The sequence below is a fragment of the Methylibium rhizosphaerae genome, assembly GCF_006386545.1.
Classification (GTDB): Bacteria; Pseudomonadota; Gammaproteobacteria; order Burkholderiales; family Burkholderiaceae_C; genus Pseudorivibacter; species Pseudorivibacter rhizosphaerae.
The window spans coordinates 1-21,297 of the sequence record NZ_SWAR01000054.1 but is presented as its reverse complement, the minus strand read 5'-3'; the positions used below and the strand labels follow the sequence as shown (position 1 = coordinate 21,297).

General features: G+C 66.1%; 21 protein-coding genes. All 21 read left to right on the top strand.

What is annotated here, in order from left to right:
* Positions 1–39 precede the first annotated feature (39 nt).
* Entirely contained in the window at positions 40–534 is a 495-nt protein-coding gene (locus E8D38_RS25180) for a hypothetical protein (RefSeq protein ID WP_140636889.1), read from the top strand.
* Positions 535–554: 20 nt separating this feature from the next.
* Positions 555–1,106, top strand: a complete 552-nt coding sequence (locus tag E8D38_RS25175; RefSeq protein ID WP_140636887.1) for a lytic transglycosylase domain-containing protein — start codon at positions 555–557, stop codon at positions 1,104–1,106.
* Between the two features lie 11 nt (positions 1,107–1,117).
* On the top strand, positions 1,118–1,420 hold the full coding sequence (locus E8D38_RS25170) for a TrbC/VirB2 family protein (protein WP_140636885.1): 303 nt from the start codon (positions 1,118–1,120) through the stop codon (positions 1,418–1,420).
* A 34-nt stretch (positions 1,421–1,454) separates the two neighbouring features.
* Entirely contained in the window at positions 1,455–1,787 is a 333-nt protein-coding gene (locus E8D38_RS25165; RefSeq protein WP_140636883.1) for a VirB3 family type IV secretion system protein, read from the top strand.
* Entirely contained in the window at positions 1,771–4,257 is a 2,487-nt protein-coding gene (locus E8D38_RS25160; RefSeq protein WP_140636881.1) for a VirB4 family type IV secretion/conjugal transfer ATPase, read from the top strand. Before E8D38_RS25165 ends, E8D38_RS25160 begins: the two co-directional genes overlap by 17 nt.
* The gene (locus tag E8D38_RS25155) at positions 4,254–4,679 is read left to right on the top strand and encodes a hypothetical protein (protein ID WP_246099662.1); all 426 of its coding nucleotides are present in this window, start codon (positions 4,254–4,256) and stop codon (positions 4,677–4,679) included. The genes E8D38_RS25160 and E8D38_RS25155 overlap by 4 nt, the downstream gene beginning before the upstream one ends.
* 15 nt (positions 4,680–4,694) lie before the next feature.
* Positions 4,695–5,789, top strand: coding sequence for a TrbL/VirB6 family protein (locus tag E8D38_RS25150; protein WP_140636879.1), 1,095 nt, complete (start codon positions 4,695–4,697; stop codon positions 5,787–5,789).
* A 30-nt stretch (positions 5,790–5,819) separates the two neighbouring features.
* Positions 5,820–6,521 (top strand): TrbJ/VirB5 family protein, encoded by a 702-nt coding sequence (locus tag E8D38_RS25145; protein ID WP_140636877.1) that lies wholly within the window; start codon positions 5,820–5,822, stop codon positions 6,519–6,521.
* Positions 6,522–6,541: 20 nt separating this feature from the next.
* Positions 6,542–7,321 (top strand): VirB8 family type IV secretion system protein, encoded by a 780-nt coding sequence (locus tag E8D38_RS25140; RefSeq protein ID WP_140636875.1) that lies wholly within the window; start codon positions 6,542–6,544, stop codon positions 7,319–7,321.
* Positions 7,318–8,232, top strand: a complete 915-nt coding sequence (locus tag E8D38_RS25135) for a TrbG/VirB9 family P-type conjugative transfer protein (RefSeq protein WP_140636873.1) — start codon at positions 7,318–7,320, stop codon at positions 8,230–8,232. Before E8D38_RS25140 ends, E8D38_RS25135 begins: the two co-directional genes overlap by 4 nt.
* 365 nt (positions 8,233–8,597) lie before the next feature.
* Positions 8,598–9,710: a type IV secretion system protein VirB10 gene (gene virB10 / locus E8D38_RS25130; protein ID WP_246099660.1), complete on the top strand. Its 1,113-nt coding sequence runs from the start codon at positions 8,598–8,600 to the stop codon at positions 9,708–9,710.
* 6 nt (positions 9,711–9,716) lie between these two features.
* The gene (gene virB11, locus E8D38_RS25125; RefSeq protein ID WP_140636871.1) at positions 9,717–10,784 is read left to right on the top strand and encodes a P-type DNA transfer ATPase VirB11; all 1,068 of its coding nucleotides are present in this window, start codon (positions 9,717–9,719) and stop codon (positions 10,782–10,784) included.
* The gene (locus E8D38_RS25120; protein ID WP_140636869.1) at positions 10,781–12,763 is read left to right on the top strand and encodes a type IV secretory system conjugative DNA transfer family protein; all 1,983 of its coding nucleotides are present in this window, start codon (positions 10,781–10,783) and stop codon (positions 12,761–12,763) included. Before virB11 ends, E8D38_RS25120 begins: the two co-directional genes overlap by 4 nt.
* Positions 12,764–12,780: 17 nt before the next feature.
* The gene (locus E8D38_RS25115) at positions 12,781–13,434 is read left to right on the top strand and encodes an OmpA family protein (protein ID WP_140636867.1); all 654 of its coding nucleotides are present in this window, start codon (positions 12,781–12,783) and stop codon (positions 13,432–13,434) included.
* A 39-nt stretch (positions 13,435–13,473) separates the two neighbouring features.
* Positions 13,474–14,601 carry an LPD7 domain-containing protein gene (locus E8D38_RS25110; protein ID WP_140636865.1) on the top strand — a complete coding sequence of 376 codons (1,128 nt, stop codon included), beginning with the start codon at positions 13,474–13,476 and terminating at the stop codon, positions 14,599–14,601.
* 7 nt (positions 14,602–14,608) lie between these two features.
* Positions 14,609–15,649: a DUF1173 family protein gene (locus E8D38_RS25105; RefSeq protein ID WP_140636863.1), complete on the top strand. Its 1,041-nt coding sequence runs from the start codon at positions 14,609–14,611 to the stop codon at positions 15,647–15,649.
* A gap of 103 nt (positions 15,650–15,752) precedes the next feature.
* Positions 15,753–16,892: an IS110 family RNA-guided transposase gene (locus E8D38_RS25100; protein ID WP_140636861.1), complete on the top strand. Its 1,140-nt coding sequence runs from the start codon at positions 15,753–15,755 to the stop codon at positions 16,890–16,892.
* Positions 16,893–17,625: 733 nt separating this feature from the next.
* The gene (locus tag E8D38_RS25095) at positions 17,626–18,663 is read left to right on the top strand and encodes an adenosine deaminase family protein (RefSeq protein ID WP_246099656.1); all 1,038 of its coding nucleotides are present in this window, start codon (positions 17,626–17,628) and stop codon (positions 18,661–18,663) included.
* Positions 18,660–19,220, top strand: a complete 561-nt coding sequence (locus E8D38_RS25090; RefSeq protein WP_140636860.1) for a non-canonical purine NTP pyrophosphatase — start codon at positions 18,660–18,662, stop codon at positions 19,218–19,220. Before E8D38_RS25095 ends, E8D38_RS25090 begins: the two co-directional genes overlap by 4 nt.
* A complete protein-coding gene (locus E8D38_RS25085; protein ID WP_140636859.1) occupies positions 19,217–20,011 on the top strand; it encodes an SIR2 family protein in 795 nt (264 codons plus the stop codon). The genes E8D38_RS25090 and E8D38_RS25085 overlap by 4 nt, the downstream gene beginning before the upstream one ends.
* Positions 20,012–20,170: 159 nt before the next feature.
* Entirely contained in the window at positions 20,171–21,205 is a 1,035-nt protein-coding gene (locus E8D38_RS25080; RefSeq protein WP_140636858.1) for a hypothetical protein, read from the top strand.
* The last annotated feature ends 92 nt before the right edge of the window (positions 21,206–21,297 follow it).

Here is a 21,297-nt window from a genome sequence, read left to right as displayed (position 1 = left end):
GTCATGACACAACGAGTGTCGTCGCATTGGATCAGCATCATGGCACTCGCGACGCTCGGGCTGCTACCGCGCAGCGTCCTGGCCCTCGATGGTTGCGAAGTGATGCTGTGCTTGGCCGCCCCCGACTGGCGTTCGATCCCGCGTTGTTCGGTCGTCATCAACCAGCTGATGCGCGACCTCGCGAAGGGCAAGCCCTTCCCGACCTGCGACTCGACCAGCGCCGGCAACACCGCCAGCCACAGCTGGGCCAGCGCACCGGCCAACTGCCCACCGCAGTACATCACGGACACGGAAGGACCCAACGGTCCCCAGCCGCGCTGCGAGTACAGCGGTGTCATCAGCGTGTCGGTCGAAGGCCAGCTCTTCACGCAGACCTGGTGGCGCTGGGACGGTGACAGCGTCACCGACTTCCGTCCCGACGCCAAGCAACGCCTCGGCAGCTGGAACACCCGCTTCGATGACGAACTCGCCGCCTGGTTGGCCGCACAGCCCCCGGACCAGCCGGTCGATCCGTACGGCAACCCCCAGCAGTGACCCACCAACCGACCGCCACCATGGAACACCTCACGCTGATCGGCCTGCTGCTCACCTGCGCCCCGCAGGTCGACACCCGCACCGCGCTCGCGCTGATCCGGGTCGAGAGCACCAGCAACCCGCACGCCATCGGCGTGGTCGGCGGCCAGCTCGACCGGCAGCCGCGCCACCGCGCCGAAGCGCTGGCCACCGCCCGCGCACTGCAGCGCGACGGCTGGAACTTCAGCGTCGGCCTCGCGCAGATCAATGTGCACAACCTCGACCGCCTCGGCCTGTCGCTCGACATGGCTTTCGAACCCTGCCGCAACCTGGGCGCGATGCAGGCCGTGCTGGGCGAATGCCACCAGCGCGCGAACAAGCCAGGCACGAACTCACAGCAGGCCCTGCGCCTCGCGCTGTCCTGCTACTACAGCGGCAACTTCAGCACCGGCTTCCGCCACGGCTACGTGCAGCGCATCGAACGCGCCAGCCGCGACCACCCTGTGCCGGTCGCCGAGCCCTCTTCACCCGACACGACCAGCACGCCGCAAACGCCAGCGCAACCGGCGACCCTCACCACCACCCGCTTCTAGAAGGACCGACCATGCGAACGCCCCTCCGACTCCACCTGCCCGCCGTGCTGCCGCGTGCCGGCGCCGCGCTGCACCTGCTGCTGCCCCTGCTCGCCAAGGCGCAGGACGCCGGCTTCGACCGCATCGAGACCACCACCAACAACGTGCAGGCCATCCTGATCACGGTGTCGGTGACGGTGGTGACGATCGCCATCGTCTGGGCCGGCTTCAAGATGATCTTCAGCAGCGCCCGCCTGGCCGACGTGGCCAACATCCTGATCGGCGGCACGCTGATCGGCGGTGCATCTGCCTTTGCGGCCTTCATCTCCGGCTGACCCAGCGTCCCGGAACACAGAGTAGAGCGGGACGATGGGCCAGGAAACCATCTACAAGGGCGCCACCCGACCGGCCATGAATCTCGGCATCCCGCTGGTGCCGCTGGTCGTGTTGTTCGGCACCGGCATGCTGATCATCCTGTGGGGTGGTCTGCTCCTGAGCTGGTGGCTTGCGCCCATCGTCCTGCTCGCCTTCGGCCCGGCGCTGCTGTGGATGCGCCACATCACCGCCCGCGATGACCAGCGCTTCCGGCAGGTCTTCATCGCCACCAAGCTGCGCCTGCACGACCGCAACCGCCGCTTCTGGCAGGGCCGCTGCTACAGCCCCACCCTCTACCACGGAGGCCGCGATGCCTGGACCGACTGAGAGAACCGCTCGCCTGCCCCTGGGCCACCTGCTGCAGGGCGCCCCGCGCCCGGCCTTCTGGAACCAGGCCCGTCGCGAGAACCCGCTCGGCCGTTTCGTGCCGTTCTCTTCGCTGGTCAGCCCGCCCGACGTCATCACCCGCGGCGGCGACTGGCTGCGCACCTGGCGCCTGGACGGCGTGCCGTTCGAATGCAGCGACCCGACCCGGCTCGAGGAGCGCCACGAGGCACTGTGCAGCCTGCTGCGCAACCTGGCCGGCGGCCAGTGGGCGATCTGGACCCACCGGCTGCACCGCGTGGTCGAGGACAGGCTGCAGGACCCGCCCGGCCCCGGCTTTGCACACGACCTCTCCCAGGCCCATCACGAGCGCCTCGGGCGCCAGCAGATGATGAGCCACGAGCTCTACCTGACCCTCGTCTACCGGCCGCACGGCAAGGGCGGCCGGGTGCTGCAGAGCCGCCAGCGCAGCCGCGAGGCCATCGCGCAGGATCAGGCTGACACCCGCCGCGTGATGGAAGAGCGCACGGCGCTCGTGCACCGGGTGCTGCGGGGTTTCGGGCCGGAGCTGCTCGGCACCCGCCGGCACAACGGCCGCGACTACTCGGAAGTCGCCGAGTTCCTCGGCTACCTGGTCAACGGCATCTGGCGGCCGGTGCCGATGAGCGCGGGCCCGCTGTACCGCATCCTGCCCACCGCCCGCCTGCGCTTTGGCGGCGACAAGCTGGAACTGCGTGACGGCCACCGCGAGCGGTTTGCGGCGCTGGTCGACATCAAGGACTACGCTGCCACCGTACAGCCCGGGGTGCTGAACGCCCTCTTCTACGAAGCCAGCGAGTTCATCGAGACCCAGAGCTTCTCGATCCTGCCGAGGCGGGAAGCCATGCGCGCCCTGGAGCTGCAGCGCAACCAGCTGATCGCCAGCGACGACGTCGTCGCCAGCCAGATCGCCGACATGGACGTCGCGATCAACGACCTGGGTGACGGCCAGTTCTGCATGGGCGAGTACCACTATTCCCTCGTCGTCTTCGGCAACGACCACGAGGACGCCGGCCGGCGCGCCGCACGGGCCATCGGCGCCGTAGGCGAGTCCTGCAGCCTGCAGATGGCCGCGGTCGACCTGGTGGCCGATGCCGCCTGGTTCGCCCAGTGGCCCGGCAACTGGCAGTGGCGGCCACGCGATGCCAAGCTGAGCTCGCGCGCCTTCGCGGCACTGGCCAGCGCCCACAACTTCCCGCGCGGCAAGCGCGACGGCAACCCGTGGGGCGAGGCCCTCGCGCTGCTCAGCACACCGTCGGGCCAGCCCTTCTACCTGAACCTGCACAAGAGCCCTGACGACGAGGACTCGTCGGACAAGAAGCTGCCCGGCAACACGCTGATCATCGGCTCCACCGGTGTCGGCAAGACCACGCTGGAGATGTTCCTGCTGGCGCTGACCCGCAAATGGAATCCCGCGCCGCGGCTGGTGCTGTTCGACCTCGACCGCGGCAGCGAGATCGCGATGCGGGCGCTCGGCGGCCGCTACTTCGCCCTCGAAGCCGGCCAGCCCACCGGCTGCAACCCGCTGCAGCGCGACCCGACGCCGGCAAGACTGCAGTTCTGGGAGCAGCTGATCCGCACCTGTATCGACAGCCCGGCGCTGCCGCTGCTGCCGGCCGACGAGCGCGCCATCGCCGACGCGGTCCGCTCGGTCGCGATGATGCCCAGGCAGCTGCGGCGCTTCTCGACCATTCGCCAGAACCTGCCCAAGACTGGCGACAACAGCCTCTACGACCGGCTGGGCCGCTGGTGCGAAGGTGGCGCGCTCGGCTGGGTGTTCGACCAGGCCGACGACCGCCTCACCGACCTGGAGCAGGCCCAGGTCATCGGCTTCGACACCACCGAGTTCCTCGACCTGCCCGAGGTCCGCACGCCGGTCATGATGTACCTGCTGCAGGTGATGCAGGAGCTGGTCAACGGCGAACGGCTGATCTACGTGATCTCCGAGTTCTGGAAGGCACTCGACCACCCGGTCTTCTACGATTTCGCCAAGCAGAAGCAGAAGACCATCCGCAAGCAGAACGGCCTGGGCATCTTCGATACCCAGAGCCCGTCCGACGTGCTGCAACACCCCATCGGCCGCACGATGGTCGAGCAGAGCGTCACCAAGATCTTCCTCGCCAACCCCGAGGCGGTACGCGACGAGTACATCGACGGCTTCGGCCTCAGCCAGGCCGAGTACGACATCGTCAGGACCCTCGGTGCCCATGGCGGGCGGCGTTTCCTGGTCAAGCAGGGCCATGCCAGCGCAATCTGCGAGCTCGACCTCACCGGCCTCGACGACCTCATCACCGTCTTGTCGGGCACCACCGACAACGTCGCGCTGCTCGACACCCTGCGTGAGCGCCATGGTGACGATCCGTTTCAGTGGCTTCCCGTGCTCCTCCGAGCGGTTCAGGATCGCAGGTCCACTACCGCAGGGAGAAATTCATGAAAGCACGCAAGGCACTCGCAGCCATCGCGGCAGCCACCGCACTGGCCGCCACCACCGCGATCACCACCACCGCCCACGCCCAGTTCGTCAAGGGCAATGAAGCCGTCCAGGTCCTGCCCGATGGCACGAGGAAGGTGGAGACGCCTCCCATCGCTGGCGCCCTATTGGGGAAGCCTTGCCCAGCAACCCAGAGTGGATGCACTGGTGGGGGTTGGAAGATGGTTGAGACGGAACGAGGACTTATGGAATGCACCGAGGTCTATGCCCGGCCATCGACATGCAAACCCTCAACCTATGGCGCAGAGCGCCGACCACGCGTGTGGGTCGTCAAGCAGGGCTCCGATTGGAAGCACTGCTCGTACCCGGACATCGACAAGGGCTGCGTCAGCATCAAGTCGCTGCCCAGTCCCAAAGTTCAGTAGTCAAGGAGTCAGGCCATGTTCACCTGGGTGGGATCTCAGTTCGACGTCGTGCTCAACAACTACGTGTTGGGCGTCGTCTCTCGTCTGGTGGCTGGCCTGGTTCCCATCGCGCTTGTTTGCATGACGATCTGGGTAGCCCTGTACGGCTGGGCCGTCCTTCGCAACGAAGTCTCCGAGACTGTTCCAGTGTTCATGTGGAAGGTCTTCAAGATAAGCCTCGTGCTGGCTTTCGCGCTGCAGAGCGGCTTCTATATGACCAACGTGTGGGAAACGGCCAACGCACTCGCCACCGGCGTCGCAGCGACGTTCCAGTCCGAGTCGGCTGATCCTGGTGCCGTTACTTCCCCCTATGCCTTGCTTGACGCCTTCAATGATCAAGCGAGTGTGTTAGTGATCGACCTGTTGCGCGAAGCCAGCATCACGAGACTCGACCTTGTGTTCGCAGCGGTCGTTTGCTCGATCGGGAACGTTCTGTTCATCTGCATAGCGCTTTTCGTCATCTCGCTCGCAAAAGTCTTCCTCACGTTTTCCATCGCGGTTGGACCGCTCTTCATACTGTGTCTCGCCTGGAAGCCAACGCAGCGCTTCTTCGATAGTTGGCTGTCGATGGTGCTGAACACGGTAGTCCTGACATGGTTCGCGTTCTTTGCGCTGGGGCTCAGCATCTACATGGGCCAATCGATCGTCCAGGTGATTCAGACGCACGGCGGCTTCTCTGGACCGAACTTCAACGTCGTCACGGAGAGTCTGAAGTACTGCATCGTGATGATCCTGATGTCGATCATCTGCTTCCAGGCCCCCTCCCTCGCGGCAGGGTTCACTGGTGGCGCCGTCATGCAACAGGGCATCCAAATGATCCAGAACGCCATGGTCGCCGGCGGGCTGCGCTCGCCCAACCCGTCTCCAGGCGGCGGGGACGCCGGCGGCTCGATCCGCAGGGGTGCCGGCCCGGCCTACACCGCAGGCCGCATGACCGGTGCCGCAGCCGCGGCTGCGGCCCGCTATGCCTCCACGGTGACCTCGCGCGGCGGCAGCAGTGCCGCCGCCAAGGCGGCCGAACACGCTTCCACCAGTTCTCCGATCAAGCCGTCCTGGATGCGGGACAAGTAGCCCAGCCCCTCAACCTCTCGGGAGATCGTTATGCATGCCCGACTCAAGATTGCCGCCGCCGTCCTCATCGCCTTCGGTGGGCACAACGCCACCCAGGCGCAAGGCATCCCCGTCATCGATGTCGCCAACCTGATCCAGACCATCCTGCAGGTCATGAACGACATCAAGGAGATTCAGAACCAGGTCCAGCAGATCAACCAGCTCCAGCAGCAGATCGACAGCCTCAACGGCATGCGACAGCTCGGCAACGTGCTGAACAACCCGATGCTGCACAACTACGTGCCGCCGCAGGCCCATGCCGTCATCAACACCGTCAACCGCTCCGGCTACGACAGCCTGGAAGGTGCCGCGAAGACCTTGCGCGACGCCTCCATGGTCTACAACTGCCTCGACCGAGAAGGCGAAGACCGCAGGTCCTGCCAAGCCTCCCTCGCCTTGCCTTACCAGTACCAGGGCCTGCTGCAGGAGGCGATGGAGACAGCCGCCGGCCGCATCGACCAGATCGAGTCGCTGATGCACGAGATCAACTCGACCAGTGACCAGAAGGCCATCCAGGAGCTGCAGGCCCGCATCAGCGCCGAGAACGCCCTCCTCAGTCATGAAGCGACGCAGCTGCAGATGCTGCAGGGCATGGCTGCCAACGAAGAACGCATCGCGCGATCGCGCGATCGCGAACGTCAGTACGAGGCTCTCACCAGGGGCGGCCTCATTGCTGAGCATCTGAAGCCGTAGACCACTAGCCGAGGCAAGTTATGCCCACCTCTCAAACCCCCGCCACGGGGCGGGGTCAAGCCGCTGCATTGCCTGAACAGCGGCCAGACCTCTCCCCCGCAGCCCAGGACGCGCTGCAGGCCAACACGAGCTGGGAACTCGACCGCTCGCTGATGCAGCAACGCTCGGAGCGTCGCGCGTGGTACGTCGCCATCGCCGGAACCACAGTGGGCCTCATCGGCATCGCGGCGGTCTTCGCCCAAGGGCCGCTGCGTCGCACCGTGGAGATCCCGATCGTCATTGACCGGACTACCGGAGAGACCACGGTCCAGCAGCGTCTCAGCGTCGAGTCCATCCCGCAGCTCGAGGCACTCGACAAGCACCACCTGGCGACCTTCGTGCGGGCTCGGGAAGGCTACAACTGGACCTTCCTGCAACGCGACTACGACCAGGTGGCGCGCATGGCCGTGCCTGCCGTCTTCGCCGAGTACCAGCGGCAGTTCGATGGCGACAACGCCCTGCACAAGAAGCTGCGCGGCACCGAGGAGTGGCGCATCCAGGTCATCGGCGTGCGGCTCTCGGCCGCTGGCCGGCGCGGCAACAAGGGCGAGGCGACCATCACCTACGAGAAGACGGTCCGCCAGATCGAGCGCAACCAGCCCGATGCCACCACCCGCCACGTCGCCAGCATCGTCTACCAGTACCAGCCGGATGCCCTCGCCAAGGAGCGTGATCGCCTGGACAACCCGTTGGGCTTCGTCGTCACCGCATACCGCTCGGATCCTGAGATCAGCACCGTGCCTGCGGGAGCCCGGCCATGAAGGCGGCGACAGCGAGTGTTCTGCTGGTGGCTGCCATCGCGACGCCGGCCCAGGCAGGAGCAGGCGGCCGCGACAGCCGCATGCGCGAAATCAGCTACGACCCGCGCGCCGTCGTGTCCGTGCCCGTCAAGCGAGGCACCGCGACGCTCATCGAGCTCGGCCCTGACGAAGCCATCCGCGACATCGCCTCCGGCCTCGGGGGCGACTGCAGCAAGGCCGCGGCAGCCTGGTGCATCTCCAGCAAGCCCGGCAGCCGCCATCTCTTCGTGAAGGCCAAGAGCGGCGCCGAGGCTCCCAACAACCTCACCGTCATCTCCAACCGGCGTACGCACACCTTCCGCCTGCAGGTGCTGCCGGAGGGTGACCCAAGGGAGCCCACCTACCACCTGGTCGTCAGGGCTCCGGCGCCGGCGCCCAAGCCATTGCAGGCGCCCACCCACGCCAACACTCTGCCCGCACCTCTCGAGGCAGTCACCTTGCCGGAACCCGACCAGCGAGCTGAACTGGAAGAACGCCTGAGCGAGAAGCCCAGGCCGGTCAACACCCAGTACTCGATGGCCGAGGGCGAACACTCGCAGGACATCGTTCCGACCCTCGTCTTCGACGACGGCCGCTTCACCTACTTCCGCTTTCCCGGCAACCGGGAAGTGCCGGCGGTCTTCCATGTGCTGCCCGACGGATCCGAGGCACTCGTCAACAGCCGGCGCGAAGACGACCTCGTCGTGGTCGACCGCATCAGCCGACGGCTGATGTTGAGAGCCGGCAGCGCCGTGATCGCCGTCTGGAACGACGCCTTCGACCTCCACGGCGCACCACCGCAGCACGGCACCGCCGCAGAAGGCGTGCAACGTGAACTCAACGAGCCAGCCGGCCCGGACCAACACCCAGCCCCCGACAGGAGGACCCCGTGAGGAACCCCTTCAAGCGCCAACGCCCCGAACAAGAACCGGAACCGGACGAGCTCGAGATCGGCCAGGCCCGGGACCGTCTGACACCTCTCCCAGGCGAACGTCCCCTGCCCAAGCTCACGACCGGGGGCACCTCAACTCTTTCGTGGAAGGGTTTGCTTGCGGTCGGCCTCCTCTGTTGTGCGGTCCTTGGCGCGGGGGCCTTCGCAGCCCACCGCTACCTTGATCGCAGCACTCAGGATGAGGAAAAGAAGCCAGCGAAGGATCGCCCAGCCGCCGCCGGCCAAACGACCGCCAAGCTCGACCTGCCTCCGCTCAAGTCGGACCGAGCATCCGCGCCGACTGCCGGCGAGGCTCCGTCATCCGAGGTGCGGATCCCCGCCCTCATCCCCACAGAAGAAGAAGTCGAGCCCATCGGTGTGCGCCGCACCGGTTCCGGTCGCGGCAAAGGAAGAGCCCCCGCCGAGAAGCCCTACGACCCGCGCGACGACCCGGTGATGATCATCAGCTCGCCGCCCGAGCCGCTCCCCGACGACAACGCGCCCGCCGCGAGTGGGCAGCTTGGCAGCCGCAAGCTCGACCCGGTCGAGACCGCCCTGCGCCACCCGGCGAAGGACATGGACGCCTACCAGCGCCAGCTACAGGCGGCCCTCGACCACCTGACCCGCACGGCCACGACAGCGGCCAACAACGCCACCGCGGCCACCGGACGCACCCCACCCCCACCCGTCGCCGGCCAGGCCCCGCAAGGCACCGTGGAAGGCCCGGACGGCGCCCAGATCACGCCGCCACTCTTCGGCGGCGAGCTCCAGGCCACCCACACGCCACCGATCAAGGCCCGCCTGATGCCCAACCGCAGCTTGACGATGCCCAAGGGCACCGCCTTCACCTGTGCCCTGAAGACCAAGGTCATCAGCGGCGCCTCCGGCATGGTCGGCTGCATGGTCCAGCGCGACATCTACGGCGACGACGGCAAGGTGCTGCTGGTCGAGCGCGGCTCCCACATGGACGGCGAGTACCGCAGCGTGTCGGTGCGACCCGGCATGGTCCGCCTGCCGGTGATGTGGACCCGCATCCGCACGCCGCACGGCGTGCTCGTCGAGCTCAACTCGCCCGGCACCGGCCAGCTCGGCGAAGCCGGCATCGACGGCTACGTCGACAACCGCTGGCCCGAGCGGCTGGGCGCCGCGATGCTGCTGTCGATGATCGACGACGCCGTCCAGCTGGTGATCGAGAACCAGAAGGAAGACACCCAGGGCGACACCATCGTCCTGCCCGGCACCACCGCCAACTCCAGCCGCCTCGCCGAGAAGGTGCTCGACAGCACCATCAACATCCCGCCGGTCATGTACCAGAACCAGGGCGGCATCGTTGGCGTCTACGTCGCCCGCGACATCGACTTCTCGGCCGTCTACCGCCTCAAGCTGACCCCACTCAGCACGGCAGCCTCCGGCGTCGACCTGAACGCCGAGCAGAAGTAGGCCGCCATGCACGCCGAAGACCAAGACCGGGAACCAGACAGCTGGTGTGGCGACGCCACCTCGGTCGTCGAGTTCCTGCGCCCGCTGCGCGAGCGCCTGGACGCCCCCGGCGTGCTGGAGGTCTGCGTCAACCGCCCCGGCGAGCTGCTGGTCGAGTCCACCACCGGCTGGCAGACCGTGAGCGCGCCCGACATGACGCTGGAGCGCTGCCTGTCGCTGGCCAACGCGGTGGCCACCTACTGCGACCAGCAGATCAACCAGGAACGCCCGCTGCTGTCAGCCACGTTGCCCAGCGGCGAACGCATCCAGTTCGTCATCCCGCCGGCCGTCACCCGCAGCACCGTGTCGATCACCGTGCGCAAGCCCTCCGACCTAGTCAAGCGGCTGGACGACTTCGAGCGTGAAGGCCTGTTCGAGCGCACCGCCAACCCGGCCAACAGCCAGGGCAGCGACCTGCAGCCCTTCGAGCAGCAGCTGCTCCAGCTCCAGGCAGCCCGCCGTTACGCCGACTTCCTGCGCCTGGCCGTGCGCCACCACCAGACCATCGTCGTCAGCGGCAAGACCGGCTCCGGCAAGACCACCTTCATGAAGGGCCTGGTCGAGGAAGTGCCGAGCGGTGAGCGACTGATCACCATCGAGGACGCCGCCGAGCTGACGCTGCCCCACCACCCGAACACCGTCCACCTCTTCTACAGCAAGAACGCCCAGGGAAGCGCCAAGGTCACGGCCAAGTCGCTGCTCGAAGCCTGCCTGCGCATGCGGCCCGACCGCATCTTCCTGGCCGAGGTACGCGGCGACGAATGCTTCTACTTCGTCCGGCTGGCCGCCTCCGGCCACCCCGGCAGCATCACCAGCGTGCACGCCGGCAGCTGCGCACTGGCGCTGGAGCAGATGGCACTGATGATCCGCGAGTCCGGTGCCGGCGGCGGCCTGCGCATGGACGAGATCAAGAGCCTGCTCGGCATCGTGATCGACGTCATCGTGCAGTTCGATCGCGACGAGAGAGGCCGTTTCATCTCCGAGCTGCACTACCAGCCGCGCCGGCGGCGTTTGGCCAACGGGAGCGCAGCATGAGCGTCTCGCTGCCCTTCTCGGCCTGGAGCACGGCCCGCAAAGCCGTGGCGATCGCACTCGGGTTGCTCGGCTACGCCGCCCTGGCCTGCGCCGCCGTCTACCTGTCCGGCGTGCTCTTCCTGCTGCTGAACAAGGCCGACCCGCGCCAGGCCCGCTTCGCCAGCATCGCCACCTACTGGCAGCTGTACTCGGATGACCGGCTGCAACGGAACAAGCTCATCGCTGCGATGACCGCCTCGGGCGTCGGCTTGCTCGTGATCCTGCCGATTGCCCTGGTGACAGCCGCGAGGCCGAAGCGCCCCTTGCACGGCGAGGCCCGCTTCGCCACCAGCGCCGAGATCCGCCGCGCCAGGCTGTTCCTCGACCAGCACGACGGCCCCTGCATCGTCGTTGGCCGCCACGGCAAGCGTTTCATCGCCCTCCCCGGCCAGCTGTCGGCCATGCTGTCGGCGCCCACCCGCAGCGGCAAGGGGGTCGGTGTGGTGGTGCCCAACCTGCTCAGCTGGCCCGACTCGGTGGTCGTGCTCGACATCAAGGGCGAGAACTACGACATCACGGCCGGCTATCGGGCCCGGCACGGCCAGCGGGTCTACGCCTTCGCCCCATTCGATCCGCAGGCGCGCAGCCACCGCTGGAACCCGCTGTCGTCGGTGCGCACCAGTCCGCTGCACCGGGTCGGCGACCTGCTGACCATCGGCCAGGTGTTTTTCCCGAACGACGGCAGCGGCACCTCGTCGGAGGCGTTTTTCAACGACCAAGCCCGCAACCTGTTCCTCGGCCTCGGTCTGCTGCTGCTCGAGACACCGGAGCTGCCCCGCACGGTGGGCGAGATGCTGCGGCAGTCGTCCGGCAAGGGCCAGCCGCTGAAGGACCACCTGAGCGGGCTGATCACCCAGCGCCGCGACGATGGCATCCCGCTGACCGACGAATGCACCGATGCGCTGCAGCGGCTGCTGTCGAACTCCGACAACACCCTGTCCAGCATCGTCGCCACCTTCAACGCGCCGCTGACCATCTTCGCGGATGCTGTGGTGGATGCCGCGACAAGCGCCGACGACTTCCGGCTCGACCAGGTGCGCCGCCAGCGCATGTCGATCTACGTCTGCATACCGCCCAACCGGCTGGCGGCCGCACGGCCGCTGCTGAACCTGTTTTTCTCGCAGCTGGTGACCCACAACACCCATGAGCGGCCGGATCGGGATCCCAGCCTGAAGGTGCAGTGCCTGCTGCTGAACGACGAGTTCACTGCGATGGGCCGCATCGGCATCCTGACCCAGGCGGCCGCCTTCCTGGCCGGCTACAACCTGCGGCTGCTGACGGTGATCCAGGCCATGTCGCAGCTGGACGCCGTCTACGGCGACAAGGAAGCCCGCACCTTCGCCACCAACCACGGCCTGCAGGTGCTGTTCGCCCCGCGCGAGCAGCGCGATGCCGACGAATACAGCGCGATGCTGGGCCACTACACCGAGCGCGCCACCTCGCGCGGGCGCAGCCGCTCCTTCAGCGGCCACGGCCAGACCACCGTCAGCCGCAACGACAGCGACCAGCGCCGCGCGCTGCTGCTGCCCCAGGAGTTCAAGGAACTCGGCCGCGACCGGTTGGTGGTCATCTGCGAGAACTGCAAGCCCATCCTCGGCCAGAAGATCCGCTACCACGACGACCGCGCCTTCACGCAGCGGCTGCTGCCGCCCCCCGAAGTCCCGCAGATGGACATGGACCTGCACCTGGCCAAGGTCCAGCAGCGCTGGCACTACGCCCCCGACAGCCTGGCGCCGGGCCAGCACATCGACGTCGACGCGCTGGCCCACGACATCACCCTGCTGCCCGACCAGTTCGAAGGATCCCCCGAGGACACCGCGGAAGTGCTGCTGCGCTTCTTCGGCGGCGCAGAGACACAAGAAGGCGGCGCCATCGAAGCCGTGCCTGACGACGACGGTGTGCTCACCGACGAGCTCGCCGACGAACCCCAACCCGCCTGACCCACCCAGAGGCCCGCATGACACCCAAGCCCACCCGTCCCCTGCTCCACCACCTGCCCTGGCTGGTCGTGCTGGCCAGCTGTGCCAGCCCGCCACGACCACCGACCGTCGACGAGACCCACCGGCGCCCGGCCAACACGGCCGAAGCCGTCGAGCTGCAGAGCTGCCGCCACGAGCTGCACAACGCCCGCCAGGCGGCGCGCAACGCCACCCGGGCTGTCGAAGCCAGCACCGCCACCCAGCACCGGCTGATGCTCCGCCAGGCGCAGCTGGAAGCGACCCTGCGCCAGGAGCCCGAGGCCAACGTCGTCTACACGCTGCACTTCGAGCACGCCAGCAGCCGCGTCCAGCTGCCGGCCGATGTCGAGGCCGCCCTGATGGACAGCGCCAGGCAGGCCCCCTGGATCGTGCTGCGCGGCCGCGCCGACGGCCGGCAGGACAGCCCGGCGGACAGCCGCATCGCGAAGGACCGGGCCGAGGCCGTCAAGGACCGCCTGGTCGGCGCCGGCATCGACCCGGCCCGCATCCGCACCACCTACCAGCCCAGCGGCGACCACGCCGCCGACAACACCACCCCAGCGGGACGCAGCCTCAACCGCCGCGTCGAGATCGAGCTGTACCGCACCGCGCCCGTGCTGCGCCCCATCCACACGACGGTGGCGCACCCATGAACCGCACCCGCCACCCCACCGCCACGCCAGGAGGACCCCATGGCTACCAACGAATCCACCAACGCATCGCCGCCACCCGCCGGCGGCACCATCGAACCCACGCGCGGCCGGGAACGAGCCCAGATCGCGAAAACCACGTTCCAGATGCCCGCCGCCGAGCCCGGCGAGCGCTACGAACTGCGCGATCCGCTCAACGAGCTGACCTACCGCTCCAACGACCTGGCGCAAATCACTGCCCAGGCCGACCGCCTCGGCAGCACCCGCGTCACCGCGATCGCAGCCGACGGCCGGCATACCACCCTCGCCAAGGGCGACGGTGAGTGGAAGCGCGGGGAGCCTCAGCCCGTGCGCGCCGCCACAAAACCGGACTTCTCGCACGAGCGCGACGACGAGTCGAAGCCGACCGCCAGGCCGGCGGAACAGAAGACGGCGGAACAGCAGAAGCCGACACCGGCCGACCTCAACAAGCTCGAGGCCCAGGCCGAGCGTGAGCTGCGCGCAGCGATGCTGCAGCAGGCGCTCGCCGAGCGCTACGTCATCAAGAAGGCCCTGATCACCGTCGGTGAGGCCAGGGTCGGCCATGCGGAGTACCGCTTCCGCGGCGATCCCAACCGGGTGGCCTTCACCGAGTCCACCTTCCGCCTGGCCACCGACACCAATCAGCCGTCCGTCGCGAGATCGATGGTCGATGTCGCCGAAACCCGCAACTGGAAGGCCCTGCGGGTCACCGGCAACGAGGAGTTCAAGCGCCAAGTCTGGGTCGAGGCCACCGTGCGGGACGTCAAGGCCGTCGGCTACGAGCCGAGCCAGGCCGACCTCGAGCTGGTCAAGCGCGAGAAGCAGGCCCGGCAGATCAACCGCATCGAGCCGATCCAGGCAGCCCAGGAAAGCACCACGACCACCGGCACCGACAAGGCTTCCGGGCGCGGCGGCGGCCGCAAGGCGGTGATCGAGGCCATCGACGCCGTGCTCAAGGCCAAGGGCGTGCGGGACAACCACCGCGAAGCCATCCTCAACGCCGCCACCAGGCAGTTGGCCGCAAGGTCCGCGACGGCGTCTGAACCGAAGGTCAAGCTCTACGACAAGAAGGCTCCCAGCCGCAGGCCGGAGCTCACCCCGGTCCCGAAGATCGACCGCAGCCGCGACCGGGCGACGCAGACGCGATGAGGACACCATGTGGCAGACCACAGACCAGGGCACGGCTGTCACCTGCCCCGACGGCACCTACCTCATCGGTGGCCGCAGGTACCAGCCGAACGACCCGGGGTTCAGCGAGGTGATCGCCGAGGCCCACGCGAGAAGGCAAAGGCCCCGGTGCCTTTGCCAGCCGCAAGGGCTGGAGATGTACGTCGCCCGGCTGGACGGTGGCTACATCGTCAAGCGCATGCCGGAGACGGGCAGCCGGCACGCGAAGGATTGCCCGTCCTACGAACTGCCGCCGGAGCTCTCGCCCTACGGCAACCTCATAGGTACCGCGATCAAGGAGGATCCGGAGACGGGGAAGACCGCGCTGAGGCTGGCCTTTGCGCTCTCCAAGGCACCGGGGCAAGCAAGACAGCCACAACCGGGAGAGCCGGGACCCAGCGTCAAGGCCGACGGCAGCCGCCTGACGCTCAAGGGGCTGCTGCTCTACCTCTGGGACCAGGCCGGCCTCAACTTCTGGAAGCCCAGCTTCGAAGGCAAGCGCAACTGGGCCACCGTCCGAAACCGCCTCCTGCAGACCGCCAGGCACAAGACCGTGGCCGGCGAAGACCTTGCCTCAAGGCTCTACATCCCCGAGCCGTTTTCCGTCGACAAGCGAGACGAAATCGAAGAGCGAAGGCGAATCCACTGGGCAGCGGCGAGCACCACACACAACGGCGCCCGGCGGCTGCTCCTGCTGATCGGAGAAGTGAAAGAGATCGCGCCTGCTCGCTTTGGCTACAAGGCGGTGGTCAAGCACCTACCGGGTCATCACTTCTCGCTCGCCGAAGAGCTCTACCGGCGTCTGGGAAGGCGCTTCGCAAGCGAGTTGGCCAGTTGGGGCACCGACGAACAGCTTCGCCTGATACTCATCGGCACCGTCAGCCGCGGCGAAGGTGGCCCAACGAAGCTACACGAGATATCGCTGGCGCCAATGGCTGCAAACTGGACTCTGAGCGAGAAAGCGATAGGCTCGCGCAAGCATGATGACGGCACCTCTCTCGGGCGCCAGACCGCGCCGACCAGGAAGTAGTGACCTCAGTCGGCTGGTGCCGCAACCGCTTTGCAGATGCTATGTAGGGCTTTGGGGAGGCGTAGAACAGCCAGTTCCACTTCTTTGTCGAAGGAGCGTGGAAATGTCTACCTCTCAAGTCGCAGCCCTGCGGCGCAAAGGTACAGCGGGAGCGGGCGATCTGTACATGAGCTTCGAGCTCGGCGATAAACACTGGAAGCTGAGCGTCGGCGATGGCCGTAGTGCCCTGAGCCGATTCAGTGTGCACGCTGGAGACCAGACTGCTGTGGCCCAGTGCATCGTGCGCGCCGGCAACCGGTTCAAGACGCCCAAGGATGCGCAAGTGCACAGCTGCTACGAGGCCGGTCGCGACGGCTGGTGGCTGCACCGCTGGTTCACCGGGCTGGGCGTGGACAACGTCGTCGTCGACGCCGCAAGCATCGAGGTCAATCGGCGGGCCCGCCGCGCCAAGACCGACCGGCTCGATGCCGACAAGCTGGAAGCGATGCTCGAGCGTCACCACCGCGGAGAACGGGTGTGGGCGGTGTTGCGCGAGCCCAGCGAGCACGACGAGGACGAGCGGCGGGAGCATCGCGAGCTTGAGCGACTGATCCACGAGCGCACCGCGCACACCAACCGCATCGGCTCGCTGCTGGTGCTGCGTAACCTGCGCCCAAGCGTGCACATCGCCGGTCGCGGCTGGGCCGACTGGTGGCGACAGCACCGCGAGCAGTTGGGGCCGAAGCTGGGCTCAGAGATCGACCGGGAGCTTGTGCGGCTGCAACTCGTCAAGGAGCAGGTCCGCGCGATTGAAGCCGCACGCCGAGCCGAGCTGCAACAGGGCCGGCAACCCCTGGTCGATCAGTTGATGCGTCTGTGCGGCATCGGCATCACGGGGGCCTCAGTGCTCGTGCACGAGATCTTCGGTTGGAGGCAGTTCGCCAACCGACGGGAGGTTGCCGGCTGCCTCGGCTTGACGCCCACGCCGTATGCCAGCGGTGACAGCCAGACCGAACAGGGCATCAGCAAAGCCGGCAACCAAAGGGCTCGATCGCTGCTCGTGGAGATCTCTTGGGGCTGGCTGCGCTTGCAACCCGACAGTGCGATCAGCTGCTGGTTCAACAAGCGCTTCGCTCGCGGCAGTGCGCGAATGCGCCGCGTGGGCATCGTCGCTGTGGCCAGGCGCCTGGCCGTTGCCCTGTGGCGCTTCCTGCGCGACGGTGAGATCCCGGCCGGCGCACGCCCGAAGGTCATCGCTGCCTGAACCTTGGTCTTACCGCATCGCAACATCCAGCCGACACCATGATCGAAGGTCGACGCGCCCGTGCAACCGCAGGGTCATGCATCCGCCATGGCCGATCTCGCAGATGGGGCGCCTCGCCAAGTGGGAACCCGCCAGCGCGCCTGGCGCGCATACAGCATGAGGTGCTGAGTCGACGGACTCGCACGGATAGAAGCTTGTTCGGGCATCGCCTCGGACTTCCATCGGCTCCCAGCCTCCGATCAAGCCGGGTTAGCGCTCGGCCGCCATGAAAACCGTCTTGACAAGGAAGCCCTCATAGAAGCGGTTGCCGTCATTCGCGGCAGGCTACCGGGCTCACGTCCTTTGCTGGAAGCCGTCATTGGCTCACCGGTCGACGCGGCAGCAGTGACGACCGCCGTCGAGGGCGAACCAGCCATGCACATGCGAGGGGCACGATGCGGATGCCGCGTGCTGAGCCTACCTGCCTCGAGGCGCGGCAGGTAGTCATGTTCTCGGCATCCCAGACCGCTGCACCGCGCATGGTGTTGCCAGATCACCCCATCGGAGTTCACGTTGGCCTCGATTGAGGCGTGCTTGATGGCGCCCGGCCGCACGGTGGCAACGGTTCAGGCCGAAGGAGCTCAAACGGATCGCCAATGCCAATTGCGGGTCTACGAGAAGACGCGCACTACGGGTACGGCGCTAGCATCAGAAGAAGCGGGCTGAAGCCCACAACAAGATCTAGGGACGGAGAGTGAACCAGCGGCAACTTGATCTGCCAGGCCTCTTGGGCGTGGCCGACGGCCTCGACGACGGCGGAGCGCAAGCCCTCGTGCATGATCGGGGGGAACTCCACGTGCATATGAACGGCGCCGTCCCTGTGTCGACCATCCAGGAGATTGTGGCCGACGAAGCAACGTCGTTTCCGGCTGGGTTCGATTTCGACCGGGACATGACCCGCCTTGCCCCGTGCAAATCGCTGGCGGAGTACCTCACGCCGTGGCAGGTGTTGCGGCTCTTCCCCAAGAAGCGAGCGAACCTTGACCGCCTCGCCCATGCTGTTCTTGCAAGCCTGGCGGAGAACGCTGTCCGTTTCGTCGAGCTCCGCAGCAGCGTCCTGTACTTGACCGGCCTTCAGAGCTGCACGCCGGCGCAGGCATTGGAACGCCTCATCGAGTCGACAGGCAGCGCAGCTCAGCACTACGGCATCCGGCGGGGCTTGATTCTCACCGTGACGCGGGGCGACTACGGCGCCTCCAATCTCGCCACCCTCTTGCAGGCCTACGAGGATATCGGACGGCCGAAGGATGTCGTGGGGCTCGACCTAGCGGGGGATGAAGAGACGCCCTACTCGGCTGAGCTGCCCGCGATGATCCGTGAGGCCAAGGACCGGTACGGCTTCGGCATCACGATCCACGCTGGAGAGACTGGCCGCGTAGAGAACGTGCGTGCGGCCGTGGAGCTCTTCCACGCTGATCGGATCGGCCACGGCACGGCCGCCGGCAAGGATTCGGACTTGATGGACCTGCTGGCTGCCGAGGGGATCTGCGTCGAGGTCTGCCCGATCAGCAACCGGCTGACGGGCGCCGTTCCTCGCGATGAGGCCCATCCTCTCCAGGAGTTCCGGCGCCACGGTGTGCCGTTCGTGATCTGTTCCGACAACCCTGCGATCCATCAGCGCGGCCTCGCCGACGACCAAACCGTCGCCATGGCAGAAGGCCTGTCCATCTGCGACATGCAGCAGCAGTACGAAGTCGCCAAGCGCTTTTCATTCATGGAGAGTCTCAATTGAAGATTCGATTCATGTCCGGCAACGAGCACAAGATCAAAGAAGTACAACGCATCCTCGAGCCGGTCGGCGTGGACATCGTGCCGGTATCCAGAAAGATCGAGGAACTACAGACGCAGGACGTCCACGCGCTCGTGCGGGACAAACTGATCAAGGCGTTCCACGAGATCGGCCGCCCGCTGTTCGTCGAGCACACAGGGCTGTACCTCAGGGGACTGAACGACCTTCCCGCAGGCCTGACCCAGATCTTTTGGGACCGATTGGAAGCCAGGCGCTTCGCGGACCTCGTGGCCGCTCTGGGTGATGACAAGGTCATCGCCAAGACGGTGCTTGGGTACTGCGATGGGCGCCAGATGCACCTGTTCGAAGGCGCCATCGAGGGCACGGTTCCGCGCGCACCTGCTGGGCCGGAGGACTTCCAGTGGGACTGCGTGTTCATCCCTGACGGCTACACGAGGACGTTCGCCGAAATGGGTACAGAAAAGGACGACATATCCATGCGCCGCCTAGCGTTGGACAGGTTTGCCGCCCACCTCAAGACTTCGAAAGTCACGACATGAGAACTGAACTTCTCGAAGCCCACAGCAGCGGCAAGCTGATGCTGTTTGTCGGCGCCGGCGTGTCTGCAAACCTTGGTTTGCCGAGTTGGAGCCAGCTGATCGCGCAGATTGCCGAGGAGCTGGGCTACGACCCGGCGGTGTTTGCCACTTACGGGAACTATCAGACCTTGGCTGAGTTCTACAAAAAGAAGAGAGGTGGACTCGGCGAGCTGCGGAGTTGGATGGACCGCGAATGGCACAAGCCTTCCACGGACATCAAGGCCTCCGATATTCACCGGCTCATCACCCAGGGCAACTTCTCGCGGATCTACACCACCAACTACGACCGGTGGCTTGAGATCGCTCACGCCGAGTTCGGCGTGAAGTACGACAGGATTGCCAGCGTAGCGGACATGGTCGCTGTCAGGGACGGTCACCGCCAGATCATCAAGTTCCATGGCGACTTCGCCGCCGACGAGTCCATCGTCCTCGACGAGACCAGCTACTACCAGCGGCTGAACTTCGACACGCCGCTGGACATCAAGCTACGCAACGACGTGCTGAGCAACTCCGTCCTCTTCATCGGCTACAGCCTGACGGACTTCAATATCCGGCTGCTGTTCTATCGCCTGACCGAGATGTGGGGAAAGTCGCCGCTGGCTTCGGTGAGACCCAAGTCGTACGTCTTCACCAACCGCCCAAACCCGGCGGCAGAAGAAGTGCTGAGGCACTGGGGCATTGAGATGATCGTGTCCGATGAGGATGATCCGAAGACTGCGCTCACGGACTTCCTCCAAGAGCTCGTGACCTGATGAGACGGGCGGGCTCGTGCCATGGACCACTGACGCCCTAGCCTCGCTGACCGGAAGAGCAACTATCAAGGAGAGGCATGACAGAGCCGACGAACCGTGGTGCCGGGAACGCGCTGGGCAAAGCTGAGATCAGCCCGAGGACAGCCTGAGACCATCATCATGTTGACGCCGATCCAGAAAGGGGAAGGAAGCACCCCAGGCGAACGCGAACTCACGAAGCTCGCTGATCTGGCGTTCTTCGGCCTGTGGTCCTACCCGTCCGTTCATCGACGGATGGTCAAGGGCGGGCGTACGATCAAGCATGAGGTGGTCGACCTCATCGTTGTGTTCGGCAAGGACGTCATTCTCTTTTCTGAAAAGGACATCAAGTTTCCGAGCGCGGGCGACATCAAGGTCAACTGGGGGCGATGGTTGCGCCAGTCGGTTCTTGGATCACTCGACCAGCTCCGAGGCGCAGAGAGGTACATCAGGTCTGGGCGCAGCGAACTGTTTCTGGACCGAAAGTGCACCCAATCCTTTCCATTTGCGCTCGATGACCCCGAGCTGAGGGTTCACCTCGTGGCGATCTGCAGGAATTCGATTGAACCTGCTCGAACCTACTTTGCCAAGTTCACGGAGAAGGGAGCACCCGACAGCACCGGAAGCCTGGGGTTCTCCGCCGTAATGCGCGAAGAACAGATGCTTGCGAACCCGTTCTGGGTGGGAGACATCGACCCTAGCAAAACCTTCGTTCACGTCTTTGATGAAGGATCGCTGGATCTGCTCTTGACCGAGTTGGGTGCGGGCCCCGACTTCATTGACTACCTTGTCGAGCGCGAACGCGCGATCCGCAAGGAACATCTGTCGGTGATCTATGGCGAGGAAGACTTTCTCGCCGTGTACTTCAGCAACCTGCAACCCAACGGTTTTGGTGCCTATCGTCCCTACAGGCCGATTCCACCCAACGTCGACGACTTCCTTCTCACCATCGAGGAAGGCATGTGGTCAGCTCTTCGGAACTCCGGGATCTATGCGCTCTTCGAAGCCCAGCGAAAAGCTGCAATGGCCTGGAAGCGAATCACCAACGACCTCTCCGAAGCTGTCCTCTCCGCCAACGTTGGCAGCGAGGTGAGCACTGAGTCGCTGGCTACTCATGAGCGCGCTGTTCGAGCGATGGCGTCGGAGCGTAAGCTCCCCCTCACCGTAGACACCTAAATCTGGAGAATGCGGCCTCAAAGAGGAAGACGAGGACGCGATGAGGAAGAGCAAGTTCAGCGAGAGTCAGATCGTGGCGATCCTGAAGGAAG

Bases quoted from the DNA above. Each gene is read 5' to 3' on its own strand.
- E8D38_RS25110 (WP_140636865.1), top strand. From the start codon at position 13,474: ATGGCTACCAACGAATCCACCAACGCATCGCCGCCACCCGCCGGCGGC.
- E8D38_RS25080 (WP_140636858.1), top strand. From the start codon at position 20,171: ATGTTGACGCCGATCCAGAAAGGGGAAGGAAGCACCCCAGGCGAACGC.
- E8D38_RS25145 (WP_140636877.1), top strand. From the start codon at position 5,820: ATGCATGCCCGACTCAAGATTGCCGCCGCCGTCCTCATCGCCTTCGGT.
- E8D38_RS25140 (WP_140636875.1), top strand. From the start codon at position 6,542: ATGCCCACCTCTCAAACCCCCGCCACGGGGCGGGGTCAAGCCGCTGCA.
- E8D38_RS25100 (WP_140636861.1), top strand. From the start codon at position 15,753: ATGTCTACCTCTCAAGTCGCAGCCCTGCGGCGCAAAGGTACAGCGGGA.
- E8D38_RS25160 (WP_140636881.1), top strand. From the start codon at position 1,771: ATGCCTGGACCGACTGAGAGAACCGCTCGCCTGCCCCTGGGCCACCTG.
- E8D38_RS25085 (WP_140636859.1), top strand. From the start codon at position 19,217: ATGAGAACTGAACTTCTCGAAGCCCACAGCAGCGGCAAGCTGATGCTG.
- E8D38_RS25135 (WP_140636873.1), top strand. From the start codon at position 7,318: ATGAAGGCGGCGACAGCGAGTGTTCTGCTGGTGGCTGCCATCGCGACG.
- E8D38_RS25180 (WP_140636889.1), top strand. From the start codon at position 40: ATGGCACTCGCGACGCTCGGGCTGCTACCGCGCAGCGTCCTGGCCCTC.
- E8D38_RS25150 (WP_140636879.1), top strand. From the start codon at position 4,695: ATGTTCACCTGGGTGGGATCTCAGTTCGACGTCGTGCTCAACAACTAC.
- E8D38_RS25170 (WP_140636885.1), top strand. From the start codon at position 1,118: ATGCGAACGCCCCTCCGACTCCACCTGCCCGCCGTGCTGCCGCGTGCC.
- E8D38_RS25165 (WP_140636883.1), top strand. From the start codon at position 1,455: ATGGGCCAGGAAACCATCTACAAGGGCGCCACCCGACCGGCCATGAAT.
- E8D38_RS25120 (WP_140636869.1), top strand. From the start codon at position 10,781: ATGAGCGTCTCGCTGCCCTTCTCGGCCTGGAGCACGGCCCGCAAAGCC.
- E8D38_RS25105 (WP_140636863.1), top strand. From the start codon at position 14,609: ATGTGGCAGACCACAGACCAGGGCACGGCTGTCACCTGCCCCGACGGC.
- E8D38_RS25155 (WP_246099662.1), top strand. From the start codon at position 4,254: ATGAAAGCACGCAAGGCACTCGCAGCCATCGCGGCAGCCACCGCACTG.
- E8D38_RS25175 (WP_140636887.1), top strand. From the start codon at position 555: ATGGAACACCTCACGCTGATCGGCCTGCTGCTCACCTGCGCCCCGCAG.
- E8D38_RS25115 (WP_140636867.1), top strand. From the start codon at position 12,781: ATGACACCCAAGCCCACCCGTCCCCTGCTCCACCACCTGCCCTGGCTG.
- virB11 (WP_140636871.1), top strand. From the start codon at position 9,717: ATGCACGCCGAAGACCAAGACCGGGAACCAGACAGCTGGTGTGGCGAC.